The sequence below is a fragment of the Streptomyces sp. NRRL F-5122 genome (assembly GCF_001507435.1).
GTDB classification, from domain to species: Bacteria; Actinomycetota; Actinomycetes; order Streptomycetales; family Streptomycetaceae; genus Streptomyces; species Streptomyces lannensis.
The window spans coordinates 72,805-90,603 of record NZ_LMWH01000116.1 but is presented as its reverse complement, the minus strand read 5'-3'; the positions used below and the strand labels follow the sequence as shown (position 1 = coordinate 90,603).

Here is a 17,799-nt window from a genome sequence, read left to right as displayed (position 1 = left end):
TGGCGCAGTGCCTCCACGGTCGGCCCCCTGGTCACGTCCGTGGATCGTGGGGTCCACCGGATGCGGCTGCACTCCGGTCCCGCGCACAGCAACCGCCGCGGCAGGTCGCCGGGGCGCCGCTGAGCGGGCCGACAAGTGAGCCGCCTCGCCCCGTGAGCGAGCGAGGTCCCTCCGCACGGGGCGGACGCGGCATGTCCCTGATCGTTTCGGGCAGGCGGAAGCCGGCCGCGATCGCGCACCCTCCTCACGCGTGCGCACCGCAGCGCAGGAAACCAGAGGCAGACCTCTTGCCTGCGGGCCGATGAGCTGGATTACTGATCTCCAGCAGATCCGACCGAATGATCGGTCGCCCGGATTGATGTGATTGGCGAGGGAGGCGGCGCGATGGCGGAAGCGCACGACCTGCTGGACGCGGGGGAACGGCTCGACGCGGAGGAACTGCGGGTCCTGCAGATCGAGCGGTTGCGGGCATCGTTGCGACACGCCTACACGCACGTGCCGTTCTACCGGGACTCCTTCGACAAGGCCGGCGTCCACCCCGACGACTGCCGCACGCTCGCCGACCTCGCCCGATTCCCCTTCACCGTCAAGGCGGACCTGAGGGAGAACTACCCGTACGGGATGTTCGCGGTGCCCCGGGAGCGGCTCCGGCGGATCCACGCCTCAAGCGGCACCACCGGGCGCCCCACGGTCGTCGGGTACACCGAGAACGACTTGTCCATGTGGTCGGACATGGTCGCCCGGTCGATCCGCGCGGCCGGCGGCCGGCCCGGTGACACGGTGCATGTCGCGTACGGCTACGGCCTGTTCACCGGAGGCCTCGGCGCCCACTACGGCGCCGAACGCCTCGGCTGCACGGTCGTCCCCGCCTCCGGCGGCATGACATCACGGCAGGTGCAGCTGATCCAGGACCTGAAGCCGGGCATCATCATGGTGACCCCCTCGTACATGCTGACCCTGCTCGACGAGTTCGAACGCCAGGGGGTCGACCCGCGGAGCACCTCGCTGCGCGTCGGGATCTTCGGTGCCGAACCGTGGACCGAGGAGATGCGACGCGAGATCGAGGAACGGTTCGCCATCGACGCGGTCGACATATACGGCCTCTCGGAGGTCGTCGGTCCGGGCGTGGCACAGGAGTGCGTCGAGAACAAGGACGGCCTCCACGTGTGGGAGGACCACTTCTACCCCGAGATCGTCGACCCGATCACCGGTGAGGTGCTGCCCGACGGCGATGAGGGCGAGCTGGTCTTCACCTCCCTCACCAAGGAGGCCATGCCCGTGATCCGCTACCGGACCCGGGACCTCACCCGTCTGCTCCCGGGCACCGCGCGCACCTTCCGACGGATCGAGAAGATCACCGGGCGCAGCGACGACATGGTCATCCTGCGTGGCGTGAACCTCTTCCCCACCCAGATCGAGGAGATCGTGCTGCGGACGCCGGGTGTGGCACCGCACTTCCAGCTCCGGCTCACCCGTGAGGGGCGGCTCGACGCACTGACCGTACGGGCCGAGGCGCGGTCCGACGCCGGTTCCGAGATCCGGGAGGCCGCCGCGCTCGCCATCGCCGCGGCAGTGAAGGACGGCGTGGGCGTCTCGGTGGCGGTGGAGATCGTCGAACCCGAGTCGCTGGAGCGTTCGGTGGGCAAGATCCGGCGGATCGTGGACCTGCGAACGGGCCGGTGACCGGCGCCTCCTCGCCGGTACCGACGACGGGGTGGCATCCCGGCGACTCCTTCACGGGGTGGGGCGCCGGATGCCGGACAGGTCGCGGACGACCACGGCGTTGCGGTCCGCGACGGAACGGCCCAGCGCGTGATGCGGCCACAGGCCCGCCGCCACCCAGCGGCTGCGCTCCGTCCACGCCCGCGCCGCGGCGCCACCGGCCCGGTAGAAGTTGAGGGCGTAGCCGCCGGCGTGGATCCGCAGCAGGCAGAAGCCGCCCGGATACTCCTTGACCGCACCGACCTCCTGCAGGGTCACGTGCGGGGCCTGCGGCAGGAGGGTGCGCTTGTTGCGATGGGTGTGGCCCGCGTGATGGAGGAAGACGCCGGGTGCGGCGCCGTAGGCCTCGAGGATCGTGCGGGCCTGGTCGCGGCGCAACCGCTGGCCGGCCGTCACGGGGAAGACGGAGTCCCGCACGGTGAGCGGATGGTGGCCGAAGACCACGGTGGGCTGTTCCTTGTGCTCCTTCAACTGGCGCCGGAACCACGAAAGTTGCTCGCCACCGAGGCCGCCCGCGTCCGCTCCGGTCCCGTGCTTCTCGTAGGTGTCGAGGCCGACGATCCGCAGTCCGCCCACGTCGCGCGCGAAGTACGCGGACCCGTCCGCACCGGCGAACCCCTCCCGGAAGGTGTCCGCGCTCGTGCCCGAGCACTGCCGGCAGTCCTCGCGGCAGGTGCCGAGCGCGGCACGGTCGTGGTTGCCCCGCACGACGAAGTAGTCCCGGCCGTGCGCCCCGAAACCGTCGAGTATGCGCCTGGCCTCCGTCAGGTCCCTCGGAGCTCCCCCGGCCGAGATGTCCCCCGCGGCCAGCAGCAGGTCGGCACCGCGACGGCGCGCCTCCTCCACCATCGCCCGGCTCATGATCTCGGGATAGGGCGCGAGCCCCGACTCCTGCGAGACCCCGCGCATCAGGGGCAGACGGCCCACGAGTCCGGCGGTCGTCTCGCCCAGGTGCAGATCGTTGCACAGCGCGATGGTCAGCAGATGGCGCCCGGGCGGGGGCTGCGGTGTGGTGAAGCAGTACGGGCCTCCGCGCGTGCCGAGGCCGTGCGCAACGGTGCCCACGGCGTTGCCGCGCACCAGGTGCAGCGGTGTGGGGGCGGCGGCCACGCCCCGGGAGCGGGCCTGGTAGTAGTACGTCTGCCCCGGTTCCAGATCGGTGAGTTCCACCTGGTGGTACGCGGTGGGCCTGTCCTCCCCCGCGGTGCGGTTCAGGCGCCGGGGGCTCGTTCCGTAGACGACCTCGCCTTCCGTGACCGCCGGGATCATCCGGCCCAGTCCGTCGTCGGTGCCCGGCACCCCGGTGTACCAGGTGATGACGGCGTGGTCCTCGGCCAGGGTCACCAGTTCCAGATGGACGGCCGCGACGGCGTCGCGGTGCGCGGGGCGGCCCCTGTGCACCGGCCTGCGGAGGACGGCGACGGAGGCGGCCCGCAAGAGGGCCGGGGCGAGCAGGGCGCCGGAGCGCAGCAGCTCGCACGGGGCGGGCAGGGCCGACACGGCCGCAAAAGGGGCGGAGAGGCAGCAGCGCATGTCCGGTGCGTGCCCGGGCGCAGTGAACGGCATCGGTGGGAACGACGGCGGTGCCGGGTCGGGAACACGACAACTCGGCGTGGAGGCGGGCCCGGCGCGGTGTGCGCCAGGCCGGGGAGCCGGTGTTCCGCGCCTCCTCGCGTCGCCTTTCACACCGTGTCGCCGAACCGGTCCCGCAGCTCCCGTTTGAGGATCTTCCCGCTCGCGTTGCGAGGCAGCGCGTCCACGAACAGCACCCGCTTCGGCGCCTTGAAGGGCGCGAGTTGCTCCCGGGTGTGGGCGATGAGTTCCGCCTCCGTGACCTCCTCACGCGCGACGACGACGGCCGTGACGGCCTCGATCCACCGCTCGTCCGGCAGGCCGACGACCGCCGCCTCGGCGACCGACGGATGTGTGTACAGCGCGTCCTCGACCTGCCGTGAGGCGACCAGGACGCCACCGGAGTTGATCACGTCCTTGACCCGGTCGACGATGGTGAAGTACCCGTCCGCGTCCCGCACGGCCAGGTCCCCGGAGTGGAACCACCCGTCCCGGAAGGCCTCGGCGGTCTCCTCGGGCTTGTCCCAGTAGCCCTCGCACAACTGCGGGGAACGGTAGACGATTTCGCCCTGCTCTCCGTCCGGGACGTCCTCGCCGGCCCGGTCGGCGAGCTTTGCCTCCACGAACAGCACCGGCCGCCCGCACGAGTCCATGCGCCCCTTGTGCTCGTACGGTCCGAGAACCATGGCCAACGGCCCGATCTCGCTCTGCCCGAAGCAGTTGTAGAAGGCGAGTTCGGGCAGCCGCTCCTTGAGACGCTCCAGGACGGGCACCGGCATGATCGAGGCGCCGTAGTACGCCTTGCGCAGCCCGCTGAGGTCCCGGGTGGCGAAGTCGGGGCGGCCGGCCAGGCCGATCCACACGGTGGGCGGCGCGAACAAGCTGTCCGCCCGGCCCTGTTCGATCAGATCGAAGAGCCGGTCGCCGTCGGGCGCGTCGAGGATCACGTTCTGCGCGCCCACTGCCAGATAGGGCAGCAGGAAGACATGCATCTGCGCCGAGTGGTACAGCGGCAGCGAGTGCACCGGCAGGTCGCCCGCGCTCAGGTCGAGGGCGGTGATCGCGCTCAGGTACTCGTGCACCAGCGCCCGGTGCGTCATCATCGCGCCCTTGGGAAGCGCGGTGGTCCCGGAGGTGTAGAGGAGCTGCACCAGGTCCTCGCCCCTCGGCTCCGCTCCGTCGTACGGCTCGGTGCCGGCGAGCCGTACGAGCAGGCAGTCGTCGGCGTCCCGCAGCGCCAGCGCCCGTACGCCGGCGGGAAGGTTGCCGGCGAGGGACGGATCCACGAGTACGAGCGCACAGCCCGACTGTTCGACGATGTAGGACAGGTCGTCGCCGATCAGGTTCTGGTTGATCGGCACGTGCACGAGCCCGGCGCGGGCACAGGCAAGGAAGGCGATCAGATACGCGTCGGAGTTGTGACCGAGAGCGCCGACCCGGTTCCCGCGCGAGAGCCCTGCATCGCGCAGGACGCGGGCGGCGCGGGAGACGGCGTCGTCGAGTTCGGCGTACGTCCACGACCGGTCGCCGTAGTCGATCGCCCTGCGCTCCGGGGTCCGCCGGGCACTGCGCCGCAGCGTGCCGTCGACCGTGACGCTTCGTCCCGCCGTCATGAACAGCCCCTTCGTCCGCCTCAGCCTGGCGCGATCCTCGTTCCGTGCCGCCGGGGAGGTCAAGCTCCCTACGCCCTCGGCACGAGAAAACCGGCCCCGACTCACACCGGACGGGTGCGGCCTTCCCAGTACGGGTCGCGCAGCCGGCGCTTGTACAGCTTGCCGTTCGGATCGCGGGGCAGCGTTACTACGAAGTCGACGCTCCTGGGCCGTTTGTAGTCGGCGAGCCGCCGGGCGCAGTGACCGAGGATGGCCTCGGCGAGCGCGGGCGACGGCTCATGGCCCGGCGCGGGTTCGACGACCGCCTTCACCTCCTCGCCCCAGTCGTCGTGCGGGATCCCGAAGGCGGCCGCGTCGGCGACGGAGGGGTGGCTGAGCAGAGCGGCCTCGATCTCCGCGGGGTAGATGTTGACCCCGCCGGAGATGATCAGGTCGATCTTGCGGTCGCGCAGGAAGAGGTAGCCGTCCTCGTCGAGGTGGCCGAGGTCGCCCACGGTGAAGAAGTCCCCGATGCGGTTCTTGCGCGTCTTGGTCTCGTCCTTGTGGTACGAGAAGCCGCCGGTGCTCATCTTCATGTAGACGGTGCCCAGTTCACCGGGCGGCAGCCGGTTGCCGTCGTCGTCGAAGACGGCGAGTTCGCTGATGGGCCACGCCCTGCCGACGGTTCCGGGCTTCTTCAGCCAGTCCTCGGCGGTCGCGAAGGCACCGCCGCCCTCGCTGGCCGCGTAGTACTCCTCGACACTGTCGCCCCACCACTCGATCATCGCCCGCTTGACGTGATCGGGGCAGGGGGCGGCGCCGTGGATGGCATGCCGCATGGAGGAGACGTCGTAGCGCGCCCGGACCTCGTCCGGAAGCGCGAGCAGCCGGTGGAACTGGGTGGGAACCATGTGCGTGTGGGTGCACCGGTGAGTGTCGATCAGGCGGAGCATCCCTTCGGGCGTCCACTTGTCCATGAGCACCAGCCGATGGCCGATGTACAGCGCCGCGCCGGCGAACTGGAGCACCGCCGTGTGATAGAGCGGTGAGCAGACGAGGTGGACGTTGTCGTCGTACGGCTTGATGCCGAAGATGCCGAGGAAACCGCCGAGGTGCGACTGCTCCGGCGGTGTGCCGGGCAGCGGGCGCCTGATGCCGCGGGGCCGCCCGGTCGTGCCCGAGGTGTAGTTCATGACCCAGCCGAGGGTGCGTCCGCCGGGGGCCGACTCGGGCTGACCGTCGAGGAGTTCGGCGTAGGGCCGGAAGCCCTCGACCGCGCCGCCGGCGTACCGTCCCGCGGCCGGCAGCCCCGCCTCGTCGGCGGCGCCGCGCGCCGCCTCCGCGAACCTCTCGTGCGCGATGAGCACCTTGGCGCCGGAGTCGGCGACGATCCAGGCGATCTCGGGTCCGACGAGGTGGTGGTTGACGGGGACGAGGTAGAGGCCGGCCTGGGTGGCGGCCAGATAGGCGGTGAACAGCTCGACGCCGTTGGGCAGCACCACCGCGAAGGAGTCCCCCCGTTCGAGCCCCGCTGCCCGTAGTCCGTGGACCATCCTGTTCGCCGCGGACAGCAGCCGTCGGGCGGTCCAGTCCTCCCCGTCGGGCGCGACGAGGACCGTACGGTCGGGGTCCTCCCCGGCCTGGGCCCAGAATCCGTTGGCGGCCTGGCTCACTGCCGGCTCCTTCCTGCGATCCGCTTGAGGCGGTCGACGGCCCGCTCGAAGCCGCGGGTGAGGTCGTCGACGACCGCCTGGACACTGCGTTCCTCGTTCATCCGGCCGACGATCTGCCCCACCGGTGTGCCGAGCAGCGGTTCCACCTCGTACCGCTGGATGCGAGAGATCGCGTCGGCGACGAGCAGCCCCTGCAGGGGCATGGGGAGTGTGCCGGGTCCGCCGGCGTCGTCCCAGGCGTCGGTCCACTCGGTGCGCAGCTGCCGGGCCGGTTTGCCGGTCAGCGCCCGGGAGCGGACGGTGTCGCCCGATCCCGCGGCGAGCAGTTTGCGCACCAGTGCGCGCGACGGCAGGTCCGCCTCGGTCGTGGTCAGCCACATCGAGCCGAGCCACACCCCCTGGGCGCCGAGCGTGAGGGCGGCGGCGACCTGCCGACCGCTGCCGATGCCGCCGGCCGCCAGCACGGGCAACGGAGCGACGGCGTCGACGACTTCGGGGGTGAGCACCATGGAGCCGATCTCCCCGGTGTGTCCACCGGCCTCGTACCCCTGGGCGACGACGATGTCGATGCCCGCCTGCTGGTGCTTGCGCGCATGCCGGGCGCTGCCGGCGAGCGCGGCGACCAGGACACCCCGGTCGTGCGCGCGACGGACGACGTCGGCGGGCGGGGAGCCCAGCGCGTTGGCGAGCAGTGCGATCGGGTAGTCGAAGGCGACGTCCAGCTGCGAGCGGGCGACCTGCTCCATCCACCCGGTGGTCCGCCACCCCGACGCCTCGCCGTCGGCCAGTTCGGGCACCCTGTACCGGGCGAGGGTGTCCTCGACGAACCGGCGGTGTGCCTCCGGGATCATCGCCTCGACATCGGCCTCGGTGACGCCTTCCACCTTCCTGGCGGGCATGACGACGTCCAGCCCGTACGGCCTGCCGTCGACATGCCCCTCGACCCAGTCCAGGTCGCGCTTGAGGTCGTCGGGGGCGGTGTAGCGGACCGCGCCGAGCACGCCGAGGCCGCCGGCCCTGCTGATGGCCGCGGCCACGGCGGGGAACGGCGTGAAGCCGAAGAGGGTGTGCTCGACGCCGAGTTGCTTGCTCAGCTCCGTCTGCATGGGCGCAGGATGCCGCAGCGGTCCGGAGGAGGGAAGACCGTCTCTGATAGTCCGTCAGATCACTTGGCGGGAACCCGCGGAGCCCGGACCCGGCCACGACCCCGGTGCGGGGCGTGCGGGAGCGGGCGTCCGCCGCCCGGTCACGGTGCCGAGGTGCTCTCCGCCGCTTCGAGGACCGCCATCGCCGCGTTGTGCCCCGGCACCCCGCTCACCCCGCCGCCCCGTACCGCTCCGGCGCCGCACAGCAGGACGTTCGCGTGCGGGGTCTCCACGCCCCAGCGGCCCGTGCCCTCCTGTGCGTACGGCCAGGCCAGTTCACGGTGGAAGATGTTGCCGCCGGGCAGGCGCAGATCGCGCTCCAGGTCGAGCGGGGTCTTCGCCTCGATGCAGGGACGGCCGTCCGCGTCCAGGGCCAGACAGTCCTCGAGGGGCTCGGCGAGGTGGGCGTCGAGTTGCGCCAGCGTCGACTTAAGCAATTCGTCGCGCACACCGTCGTTGTCGCCTTCGAAGAGCCGCGCGGGCGTGTGCAGACCGAAGAGGGTCAGGGTCTGGTAGCCGCGCTCGACGAGGTCGGGTCCGAGAATGGTCGGATCGGTGAGGGAGTGGCAGTAGATCTCCGAGGGCGGCGCCGAGGGCAGTGCGCCCGCGGCCGCCTGGGCATGGGCGGCGGCCAGTTGCCCGTACCCCTCGGCGATGTGGAAGGTGCCGGAGAAGGCCTCACGCGGGTCGACGCCGGTGTCGCGCAGCGCGGGCAGCCTGGTGAGCAGCATGTTCACCTTGAGCTGTGCGCCCTCGGCCGGGGCGGGCGGAGTGTCACCCGTGAGCCTGGCCAGTTCCTGCGGTGAGGCGTTGACCAGGACGTGGCGGGCGGACACGGTGCCCTCCGCATCCTCGCTCCGGTAGCTGACCTCGGCGGCGCGCCCGTCGGTCTCGATGCGCACCGCCTCGCGCCCGGTGGCGATCACGGCGCCGGCGGCACGCGCGGCCGCCGCGAGTGCGTCGGTGAGCGCACCCATGCCTCCGACCGGGACATCCCAGTCGCCGGTGCCGCCGCCGATGACGTGGTAGAGGAAGCAGCGGTTCTGCCGCAGCGAGGCGTCGTGGGCGTCGGCGAAGGTGCCGATGAGCGCATCGGTGAGCACGACACCACGTACCAGGTCGTCGGCGAAGTTCGCCTCGACAGCGGCGCCGATCGGCTCCTCGAACAGCGCCCGCCACGCCTCCTCGTCGTCGATGCGGCGGCGCAGGTCGTCCCGGGTGGGCAGGGGCTCGGTGAGCGTGGGGAAGACCCTTTCGGCGACCCGCCCGGTCATCGCGTAGAAGCGCTGCCAGGACTCGTACTCGCGCTCGGACCCGGTCAGCCGGGCGAACGCCTCCCGGGTCCGTCGTTCGCCGCCGCCGACCAGGAGTCCGGTGGGCCGGCCGTCGCGCTCGACGGGCGTGTACGAGGACACGGTCCGCGCCCGCACCCGGAAATCGAGCTCCAGGTCCTGCACGATCTTCCGGGGCAGCAGGCTGACCAGGTACGAGTAGCGCGACAGCCGTGCGTCCACTCCGGCGAACGGCCGCGTGGAGACCGCGGCTCCCCCGGTGCGCTCCAGCCGCTCCAGGACCAGCACGGACCGCCCGGCCCGGGCCAGATAGGCGGCTGCCACCAGTCCGTTGTGGCCCCCGCCGACGATCACGGCGTCGTATTCCTCGTGTGCAGGCATGCCCCTTCGTAACACGCCATGATCCGGATCGGCCAGAGGCGGGCCGACCGCGCCGTCTCAGGGTCCGGCCGCCGCACTCTGTTGCCGTGACACCGCCACTCTCCGGTACAGCTCCACCGCCTCCTGGCCCCGGCCCAGCTGCTCGAGGCAGTGGGCCTCGTCGTTGCGGCTGGCGAGGGTGTCGGCGTGGTCGGGGCCGAGAACCCGCTCCCGGGCGGCCGCCACCCGCCGGTACTCGCTCAGGGCGTCGGCCCAGCGGCCGAGCCAGCCCAGTCCGACGGCCACCTCGCGTCGGCTCACCAGGGCGTCCGGGTGGTCGGGGCCCAGTGCCTGCTCGCGCAGTAGGGCCACGTCGCGTGCCTCGGCGAGGGCCTCCTCCCAGCGGCCGAGGCGGCCCAGGTTGACGCCCAGGCCGTGCCGCGCGCGGAGGGTCTCGGGGTGCGAAGGGCCCTGGACACGGGTGCGGTCGTCGACCAGTTCGCGGTAGAGCGCGAGGGCCTGCGCGCTGCGTCCGAGCCGGCCGAGGCTGATGCCGATCTCGTGGCGGGCGGCGAGGGTGTCCGGATGGTCGGGGCCCAGCGCCGCGGCCCGTTCCCCGGCCACGTCCCGGTACGTCTGCAGAGCCTCGCCCCAGCGGCCCAACTGGCCCAGCACGTAAGCGACCTCGTACCGGGTGACGAGCGTGTCGGGGTGTGCGGCGCCGAGCACCCGGGCCCGGGCCTCCGCCACCTCGTACGCCGTCCGGTACGAGTCCTCCAGACGCCCCAGCCGGCTGAGGTTGAAGGCGATGTTGTGGCGGCAGCGCAGGGTGTCGGGGTGGTCCGGTCCCATGGTGCGCTCCCGGGCGGCCAGCACCGACGTGTACACCTGATGCGCCTCGAAGGGCCGGCCCAGCTGTCCGAGGACGTAGGCCATCTCCTGGCGTGCCGCCAGGGTGTCCGGGTGGTCGGGGCCGAGCACCCGCTCCCTGGCCCGGGCGACGTGGGTGTACTCCCGCAGGGCGTCGGCGGGGCGGCCGGTGCGGCTGAGTGTGAAGCCGACCTCGTAGCGGCTGGCCAGGGTGTCGGGATGGTCCGGGCCGAGAAGATGCTCGCGCTCGGCGGCGACCTCGCGGTGCACCTGACCGGCCTCGGTCCAGCGGCCGAGCCCGCCGAGACTCAGCCCCGTGTTGTGCCGGCCGGCCAGGGCACTCACCGTCTCCGGTGGCGGAGTGGGCCGTTCCGTACATGCCGGCCCGGCCGGACGGCCCGTGCCGGGACGGGCGACCCACTCGTCGGTGAGACCGGCCGGGCCGTCGGGCGGGGTGGTGCGCAGCCCGGTGCCCGCGGCCTTGTGACCGGTGGTCATGCCCCGGGTCCAGGACGGCGGCCGGGGCTCGCGGGAGGAGGAGCGGACGACGGGTGCGGGCGAGACGACCGTGGGCACGTAGGCGGACCGGGTGCGGCCCGCGCCGATCCGCCGCGCCAGCTCGTGCGCGTCCCGCGGACGCTCGTCGGGGCTCTTGGCGAGCAGGTCGAGGACGATGCGCTCCAGGTACTCCGGCAGATCGGCGCGGTGACTGCGCGGCGGCTCCGGCACGGTGTCGCGGTGTCCGACGAGAACGGCCCACGCGTCGTCGCGGTCGAACGGCGGTACGCCGGTGGCGATCTCGTACAGCACGCACCCCAGCGAGTACAGGTCGCTGCGCTGGTCCACCGGTTCCCCGCCGATCTGCTCCGGTGACATGTAGTGCGGGGTGCCCATCGCGATGCCCGTGCCCGTGAGCCGTGTGGTGAAGCCGATGTCGTGGCCGAGGCGGGCGATGCCGAAATCGCAGATCTTCACCGTGCCGTCGCCCGTCCGCACGATGTTGGCCGGCTTCAGATCACGGTGCACGATGCCCTGGCGATGGGTGTAGGCGAGCGCCGACGCGACCTGTTCGGCGATGTCGACGATGTCGGCCAGCGGCAGCGGATGGTGCTTGTTGTCCTCCAGAAGCTGGCTGAGATTGCGCCCCTGAAGCAGCTCCATGACCAGGTACAGCACATCGCCGGACTCGCCGAAGTCGTGCACCACGGTCACCCCGGGATGCTGGAGTCCGGCGGCGACGCGCGCCTCGCGCCGGAACCGCTCCCGCAGGACCCCCGTGAAGGAATGGTCCTGGTCCGGGCCGATCGGCTTGAGACACTTCACCGCGACCTTTCTGCCGAGGGATTCGTCCCTCGCGCGCCACACCTCGCCCATTCCGCCGCGCCCGATCAACTCGAGCAGCCGATACCGGCCCTGGATCAGCCTGGTCTCCGCCATCGCCTGAGATCGCCCCCGTCCCGGCCCCGCCCCTCCCCTGGCCCGTCCAGTATGGCGAGTTATCTGCCGACTTTGTACGGCGCAGGACGTGCGCCCGGGCCGAGTCTGGCCATCGCGCGGAGGATGTGTTTGGGAGGCAGTTGCCAGCGCAGACGTGCGGGAATGCAGCGGAGCAGGGTGCCGGTGAGGCGCAGACGCCGGGTCACCGTGGTGGGTCCGGGGGCCGGCCTGCCGTACAACTCGTGGGCGTACGGGGGCAGGGAGGCGTACGCCAGATCGGCCACACGCCGCCACAACAGGGCGCGCGCCGGTCGGAGCACGGGGTGGACGGGCGGGCGGCGCAGGAAGTCGTCCACCTCGTGCGCCTCGGGTCCGGCGGCGAGCTCGGGCCGCACCTTCTCGAAGTACGCGGCCAGCTCGCCCCGGTCGGCCGGGGCCTCCTGCGGATCCAGTCCCACAAGACCGGCGGCGACCCGGTTCTCGCGGACGTAGCGGTCGGCCTGCGCGTCGGTGAGCCGGAAGCCCGAGCGACGCAGGACGTGCAGATAGGAGTCGATCTCCGCGCAGTGCACCCACAGCAGCAGTTCGGGTTCGCCGACCCCGTAGCGCCGGCCCGTGTCCGGATCCGTCGCCCCCAGCATGGCGTGGATCTTCCGCACCCGCGTGGCCGCCCGCTCCGCGGCCTGTGTGGTGCCGTAGGTCGTCGTCCCCACGAAGTTGGCCGTGCGCATCAGCCTGCCCCAGGCGTCGCGCCGGAAGTCGGAGTTCTGCATGACCCCGCGCACGGTCGGCGGGTGCAGGGCCTGGAGGTAGAGCGCTCGAATGCCCGCCACCCACATCATGGGGTCGCCGTGCATCTGCCAGGTCACCGAGGAGGGCCCGAAGAACCCCGGATCCGCGTCCACGTCGTCAGTGTGACCGCGCCCGGCCGGCTCCTCAACCCTCCGCGGCCGCGTCGGGCGGCAGGTTGAAGGGGGTGACCACCTGGATGGGCGACGGGAGGTGAGGGCCTTCCTCCGGCAGCGCTCCGTGCGCCCGCATCACCGTCTGGCAGGCGCGGCGCATGTCCTGGCGCAGGTCGTGGTGGAGCACGGCGGAGATACGGCGCTCGCCCAGCAGCCGCGTGTTGTCGCGGTCCAGGTCGTGCGCGACGAAGACGGCGAGGTCGCGGCCGAGCGCGTCGAAGGCCTCGACGGTCGCGGCGTTCCCGCCGCCGACGGAGTAGACGGCGTTGATCGCGGGATCCCGCTTCAGCGCGCTCAGCACGAGGTCGTGCTGGGTGGCGTCCAGCCCGTCGCTGTCCGTGACCTCGACCAGCGCACACCCGGGCCGCGACACCCGCAGCGCGGCGCGGAATCCCATCTCGCGCTCCTCCTCACCGCGGAAGAAGCCCCGGCTGATGGTGACGAGCGCATGCCCGGCCCGCTCGCCGAGCCACTGGTCGAGGAGATAGGCGGCGGTGGCCCCCGCGGCCCTGTTGTCGATGCCGACATAGGCGTGGCGCGCACTGCCGGGAAGGTCCGTCACAAGGGTGACCACGGGTATCCCGGCCGCGACCAGCCTGCCCACGGCGGCGGTGATCTCCGGCAGGTCCGGGGCCTTCAGGATCACACCCTGGGTGCCTCGCCGGGCGATGCGCTCCAGGATGCCGATCAGCTCCGCGGGCGGACAGGTCTCACGGAAGTGGAAACGCGAGCGGACGAGGGCGGGCTGGAGGGAGGGCAGTTCGGCCTCCAGCGCGTCGCGGATCGCCGACGAGAACCGTGCCGGGGTCTGCATCACGATGTCGATCATGAAGGCACGTCCACCGATACGGACCTGTGTCCGCTGCCGGTCCAGGTCCTCGATCGCCTGATGCACCTCGCGCACCGTGCTCTCCCGGACCCCGCCCCGACGATTGAGGACACGGTCGACGGTGGCCTGGCTCAGTCCGGCCTGACGTGCGATCTCACGGATCGTGTACGGGTGTCCCATGGCTGCGTCCCGGGGGTCGACGACGGCTGGTGCGGATGGCTGATGATGGTTTTTTGATGGGTTTCTGCTCATTGAATGACGGGCTCGGGTTCACAAGACTGGCGGAGACGACGGCACGGCGAAAGGACCTTGCGATGTCTCTCACCGCCATGGGGCCGGGAACCTGGTTCGGGGAGCAGGACTGCGACCTCGACGCCTTCCGCGCCCTGGTCGACCGGCGCACCGATCCGGGTGACTATCCGCTCGCCGAGGGGGTCGAGCAGGACGTCCTGCTCTACGACAGCGACCGGCTGAGGGCCGCCGACCCGAGGGGCGTGCAGAGCGAATGGGTGCGTGCCCTCATGGACGGGCCCGGCATCGTGGTGCTCAAGCGGGCGTTCCCCGATCTCACCGTGGTGGACCGGGCGAGCGCCGTCTTCAACGCGGTCATCGAGCAGGAGCGGGCGGCGGGCGGTGCCCGCGGCGACCACTTCGCCCGGCCCGGCGCCAACGACCGGGTGTGGAACGCGCTCGACAAGATGGCCGCCCGCGACCCCGAGACGTTCGCCGACTACTACGCCAACGACATGCTGGCGCTGGTCGCCGAGGCCTGGCTCGGTCCCGGCTACCAGCTCACCTCGCAAATCAACCAGGTCAACCCGGGCGGCGCCGCGCAGAGTGTGCACCGCGACTACCACCTCGGATTCCTCACTCAGGACCGGGCCGCCCGCTACCCGGCGCATGTCCACCGCCTCTCGCCCGTGCTGACCCTCCAGGGCGCGGTGGCGCACTGCGACATGCCCGTGGAGTCCGGCCCGACGCTGTACCTGCCGCACTCGCAGAAATTCGGACCGGGCTATCTGGCCTGGCGCAGGCCCGAGTTCGTCGCGTACTTCGCCGAGCACCATGTCCAGCTGCCTCTGGAGAAGGGTGACGCGGCGTTCTTCAACCCCGCCCTCTTCCACGCCGCAGGACACAACCGGTCCACGGACATCAGGCGCATGGCGAACCTGCTGCAGATCTCCTCCGCCTTCGGCCGCGCCATGGAGACGGTCGACCGCGAGACGGTGTCCAACTCGGTCTACCCGGTGCTGCTGCGGCGCAAGGGCGAGGGGGTCGGCGAGGACTGGCTGCGCCGGGTGGTCGCCGCCTGCGCCGAGGGCTACCCCTTCCCCACGAATCTCGACCTGGACCCGCCGGTCGACGGGCTGGCGCCGCCGTCCCAGGCGGACACCGTTTCGCGGGCCCTGTCGCAGGGCTGGAGCCCCGAGCGGCTCGCCCAGGAACTTCGGGCCGGCGCCGAACGCCGCCTGATCTGAAAGGACACAGCGAGCATGGGACTTCTGGAACAGAAGGTCGTCCTCGTCAACGGCGGGAGCCAGGGGGTCGGCGCCGGCATCGTCCGGGCCGCCGTACGCGAGGGCGCGAGCGTCGTCCTCAGCGGGCGGCGGGCCGAGATGGGCGAGAAACTCGCGGCCGAGTCGGGCGCCACCTTCGTGCAGGCGGATCTCGCCGACCCGGCACAGGCCGGCCGCGGCGTGGAGGAGGCCGTGGCGCGTCACGGCCGGATCGACTGCCTCGTGAACGCTGCGGGACTGACCTCGCGCGGCACACTGCTGGACACCACACCGGAGCTGTTCGACGCGCACATCGCGATCAACCTCCGGGCGCCGTTCTTCGCGATGCAGGCGGCCGTGCGGGACATGGTGGCGCGCGAGGCACCCGGCACCATCGTCAACATCATCACCTCCTCGGCCCACGGCGGGCAGCCCTTCCTCGCTCCCTACGTCGCCGCCAAGGCCGGACTCGCCGGTCTGACCCGCAACGCCGCCCATGCGCACCGCTGGGACCGGATCCGGATCAACGGGCTCAACATCGGCTGGACGGACACCGAGGGCGAGGACGCCGTCCAGCGCGCCTTCCACGGCGCCGGCGACGACTGGCGCCGCAAGGCGGCCGAGTCGCAGCCGATGGGCAAGCTGGGCCAGGTCGACGAGATCGCCGACTTCGTCGTCTTCCTGCTGTCCGACCGCAGCGGTGTGGTGACCGGTTCGGTGATCGACTGGGACCAGATCGTCCTCGGTGGACTCGGCTGACGACGCCACCGCACGAACCGCTTCACGCACCGCTTTCCACGATCGATCGGAGCAACATCTCATGCGTATCGGCATCCTGGGCCTCGGCCGCATCGGCGCCTTCCACGCCGCCACCCTCGCCGGACTCGACGCGGTGGAGTCACTGGTGGTCACCGACCCCGTGGCTGCGGCCACCGCCTCGGCGGCGGAGCGCTTCGGGGCGACGGTGGTCGACTCGCCCCAGGCACTCCTGGCCGCCGGTGTCGACGGTGTCGTGATCGCCGCCGCCACGGACGCGCACCCGTCCCTGATCCTCGCCGCGGTCGAGGCGGGCGTCCCCGTCTTCTGCGAGAAGCCCGTGGCGAAGACCGTCGAGGAGTCCCTGACCGTGCTGCGCGCGGTCAGGGACAGCGGCGTCGAGGTGCACATCGGCTACAACCGGCGCTTCGACGCGGGCTGTGTCGCGGCGCGCAAGGCGGCCCTCGCCGACGAACTCGGCAGACTGCACACCGTGCGCTCCACCACCTTGGACCCGGCGCCGCCGCCGGAGGCGTACATCGCCGTCTCCGGTGGCATCTTCCGCGACTGCTCCGTGCACGACTTCGACATCGTGCGCTGGGTGACCGGACGGGAGGTCGCCGAGGTGTACGCGGCCGGCGGCAACCGCGGTGCCGCGTACATCGCGGCCGCCGGCGATGTCGACACCGCCTCGGCGATCCTGACCCTGGACGACGGCACACTGGCCGTGGTCTCCAACTCCCGGCACAACGCGCGCGGTTACGACGTCCGCCTGGAACTGCACGGTATGAAGGACAGCATCGCCGTGGGCCTGGAGGACAAGCTGCCGTTGCGGTCCGTGGAACCCGGCGCGAGGTTCCCGGCCGGTACCCCGCACCACTTCTTCATGGACCGCTTCGCGGACGCCTACCGTGCCGAACTCACCGCCTTCACGGAGGTCGTGGCGGGGCGCACCCCGTCGCCGTGTACCGTTGCCGACGCCATCGAGGCCAGCTGGATCGCCGAGGCCTGCGCGCTCTCGCTGGCGGAGCACCGCCCGGTGCGGATGGACGAGGTTCGGCACGGCATGGATGAGGTGGACGAGGGATGAGCGAGCCGCTGCGGATCGGGATCCTGGGCGCGGCCCGGATCAGTGAACGGGCTCTCGTCTCCCCGGCCCGCGAGGGCGGCCACCGTCTGGTGGCGGTCGCCGCCCGCGACCGGGACCGGGCGCGGGCCTTCGCCGACGCCCACGGCGTGGAGCGGGTCGTGGACTCCTACGCCGATCTCGTCAGCGACCCGGAGGTCGAGGTCGTCTACAACCCGCTCCCCAACGGTCTGCACGGCCCGTGGAACCTCGCGGCGCTGCGCGCGGGCAAGCATGTGCTGAGCGAGAAGCCGTCCGCGAGCAACGCCGAGGAGGCGGCCGAGGTCCGGGAGGCGGCCGCGAAGGCGGGCACCGTCTTCATGGAGGCCTTCCACTACCTCTTCCACCCGGTCAACCAGCGGTTGCACACACTGCTGGCCTCCGGTGAACTCGGTGAGCTGCGGCATGTGGAGACCGTCGTGGCGATGACTCCCCCGCCGGACGACGACGTGCGCTGGTCGTTGCCCCTGGCGGGCGGCGCCATGATGGACCTGGGTTGTTACGGACTGCACGCGCAGCGGATGTTCGCGCCGTGGGCGGGCGGGGCTCCCCGGCTCGTCTCGGCGCGTGGCGGGGACCGCAGCGGCGCTCCCGGGGTCGACGCATGGCTGGACGCGGACCTCGAGTTCCCCGGCGGCGTCACCGGTTCCGCGCGCTGTTCCATGGTGGAGGACGCCTGGCAGGCGACCTGCCGGGTGGTCGGCACCCGGGGTGAGGCAGTCGCCGTCGACTTCGTGCTGCCGCACCAGGACGACCGGGTCGTGGTGCGCACGGAGGCCGGCGAGCGCACGGAGGAACTGGGCCGCAGGTCCTCGTACGCCTACGAGATCGACGCCTTCGCCGCCCGTGTACGGCACGGGGAGCCGCTGCCGATCGACGCGGAGGACGCGCTCGCGACGATGCGGCTCATCGACGAGTGCTACGAGAAGGCGGGATTCGCACCCCGGCCGCGCAGCTGACCGGC

13 protein-coding genes are annotated in these 17,799 nt (G+C 71.8%); 5 read left to right on the top strand and 8 right to left on the bottom strand.

Annotation, left to right across the window (positions count from 1 at the left end; all coding sequences use genetic code 11):
• Positions 1-384: 384 nt before the first annotated feature.
• Entirely contained in the window at positions 385-1,683 is a 1,299-nt protein-coding gene (paaK, locus tag ADL25_RS13500) for a phenylacetate--CoA ligase PaaK (protein WP_059127942.1), read from the top strand.
• 51 nt (positions 1,684-1,734) lie between these two features.
• On the opposite strand, the gene ADL25_RS13495 is transcribed toward paaK, so the two are convergent.
• The 8 genes from ADL25_RS13495 to ADL25_RS13460 form a co-directional block, all read right to left on the bottom strand.
• Positions 1,735-3,255 carry a purple acid phosphatase family protein gene (locus tag ADL25_RS13495; protein ID WP_059127941.1) on the bottom strand — a complete coding sequence of 507 codons (1,521 nt, stop codon included), beginning with the start codon at positions 3,253-3,255 and terminating at the stop codon, positions 1,735-1,737.
• A gap of 149 nt (positions 3,256-3,404) precedes the next feature.
• Positions 3,405-4,907: an acyl-CoA synthetase gene (locus ADL25_RS13490; protein ID WP_059127940.1), complete on the bottom strand. Its 1,503-nt coding sequence runs from the start codon at positions 4,905-4,907 to the stop codon at positions 3,405-3,407.
• 101 nt (positions 4,908-5,008) lie between these two features.
• Complete coding sequence (locus tag ADL25_RS13485; RefSeq protein ID WP_059127939.1) at positions 5,009-6,559, bottom strand: acyl-CoA synthetase; 1,551 nt, start codon at positions 6,557-6,559, stop codon at positions 5,009-5,011.
• Positions 6,556-7,665 carry an NAD(P)H-dependent flavin oxidoreductase gene (locus ADL25_RS13480; RefSeq protein WP_059127938.1) on the bottom strand — a complete coding sequence of 370 codons (1,110 nt, stop codon included), beginning with the start codon at positions 7,663-7,665 and terminating at the stop codon, positions 6,556-6,558. The genes ADL25_RS13485 and ADL25_RS13480 overlap by 4 nt, the downstream gene beginning before the upstream one ends.
• 140 nt (positions 7,666-7,805) lie before the next feature.
• Entirely contained in the window at positions 7,806-9,377 is a 1,572-nt protein-coding gene (locus ADL25_RS13475; RefSeq protein ID WP_059127937.1) for a phytoene desaturase family protein, read from the bottom strand.
• Positions 9,378-9,434: 57 nt separating this feature from the next.
• On the bottom strand, positions 9,435-11,663 hold the full coding sequence (locus ADL25_RS13470; RefSeq protein ID WP_059127936.1) for a serine/threonine-protein kinase: 2,229 nt from the start codon (positions 11,661-11,663) through the stop codon (positions 9,435-9,437).
• 59 nt (positions 11,664-11,722) lie between these two features.
• Positions 11,723-12,520 carry an oxygenase MpaB family protein gene (locus tag ADL25_RS13465; protein ID WP_079050349.1) on the bottom strand — a complete coding sequence of 266 codons (798 nt, stop codon included), beginning with the start codon at positions 12,518-12,520 and terminating at the stop codon, positions 11,723-11,725.
• A 79-nt stretch (positions 12,521-12,599) separates the two neighbouring features.
• Complete coding sequence (locus ADL25_RS13460; protein ID WP_059127934.1) at positions 12,600-13,637, bottom strand: LacI family DNA-binding transcriptional regulator; 1,038 nt, start codon at positions 13,635-13,637, stop codon at positions 12,600-12,602.
• A 134-nt stretch (positions 13,638-13,771) separates the two neighbouring features.
• On the opposite strand from ADL25_RS13460, the gene ADL25_RS13455 reads away from it, so the two are divergent.
• The 4 genes from ADL25_RS13455 to ADL25_RS13440 all read left to right on the top strand — a co-directional run bounded on the left by ADL25_RS13455 (position 13,772) and on the right by ADL25_RS13440 (position 17,794).
• Complete coding sequence (locus ADL25_RS13455; protein ID WP_059127933.1) at positions 13,772-14,935, top strand: phytanoyl-CoA dioxygenase family protein; 1,164 nt, start codon at positions 13,772-13,774, stop codon at positions 14,933-14,935.
• A gap of 15 nt (positions 14,936-14,950) precedes the next feature.
• A complete protein-coding gene (locus ADL25_RS13450; RefSeq protein WP_059127932.1) occupies positions 14,951-15,712 on the top strand; it encodes an SDR family oxidoreductase in 762 nt (253 codons plus the stop codon).
• Positions 15,713-15,773: 61 nt separating this feature from the next.
• Positions 15,774-16,799, top strand: coding sequence for a Gfo/Idh/MocA family oxidoreductase (locus tag ADL25_RS13445; protein ID WP_059127931.1), 1,026 nt, complete (start codon positions 15,774-15,776; stop codon positions 16,797-16,799).
• Positions 16,796-17,794 (top strand): Gfo/Idh/MocA family protein, encoded by a 999-nt coding sequence (locus ADL25_RS13440; protein ID WP_059127930.1) that lies wholly within the window; start codon positions 16,796-16,798, stop codon positions 17,792-17,794. Before ADL25_RS13445 ends, ADL25_RS13440 begins: the two co-directional genes overlap by 4 nt.
• Positions 17,795-17,799 lie beyond the last annotated feature (5 nt).

Coding starts and splice junctions, on each gene's coding strand:
- paaK (WP_059127942.1), top strand. CDS start 385: ATGGCGGAAGCGCACGACCTGCTGGACGCGGGGGAACGGCTCGACGCG.
- ADL25_RS13495 (WP_059127941.1), bottom strand. CDS start 3,255: ATGCGCTGCTGCCTCTCCGCCCCTTTTGCGGCCGTGTCGGCCCTGCCC.
- ADL25_RS13490 (WP_059127940.1), bottom strand. CDS start 4,907: ATGACGGCGGGACGAAGCGTCACGGTCGACGGCACGCTGCGGCGCAGT.
- ADL25_RS13480 (WP_059127938.1), bottom strand. CDS start 7,665: ATGCAGACGGAGCTGAGCAAGCAACTCGGCGTCGAGCACACCCTCTTC.
- ADL25_RS13475 (WP_059127937.1), bottom strand. CDS start 9,377: ATGCCTGCACACGAGGAATACGACGCCGTGATCGTCGGCGGGGGCCAC.
- ADL25_RS13470 (WP_059127936.1), bottom strand. CDS start 11,663: ATGGCGGAGACCAGGCTGATCCAGGGCCGGTATCGGCTGCTCGAGTTG.
- ADL25_RS13465 (WP_079050349.1), bottom strand. CDS start 12,520: ATGCACGGCGACCCCATGATGTGGGTGGCGGGCATTCGAGCGCTCTAC.
- ADL25_RS13460 (WP_059127934.1), bottom strand. CDS start 13,637: ATGGGACACCCGTACACGATCCGTGAGATCGCACGTCAGGCCGGACTG.
- ADL25_RS13455 (WP_059127933.1), top strand. CDS start 13,772: ATGTCTCTCACCGCCATGGGGCCGGGAACCTGGTTCGGGGAGCAGGAC.
- ADL25_RS13450 (WP_059127932.1), top strand. CDS start 14,951: ATGGGACTTCTGGAACAGAAGGTCGTCCTCGTCAACGGCGGGAGCCAG.
- ADL25_RS13445 (WP_059127931.1), top strand. CDS start 15,774: ATGCGTATCGGCATCCTGGGCCTCGGCCGCATCGGCGCCTTCCACGCC.
- ADL25_RS13440 (WP_059127930.1), top strand. CDS start 16,796: ATGAGCGAGCCGCTGCGGATCGGGATCCTGGGCGCGGCCCGGATCAGT.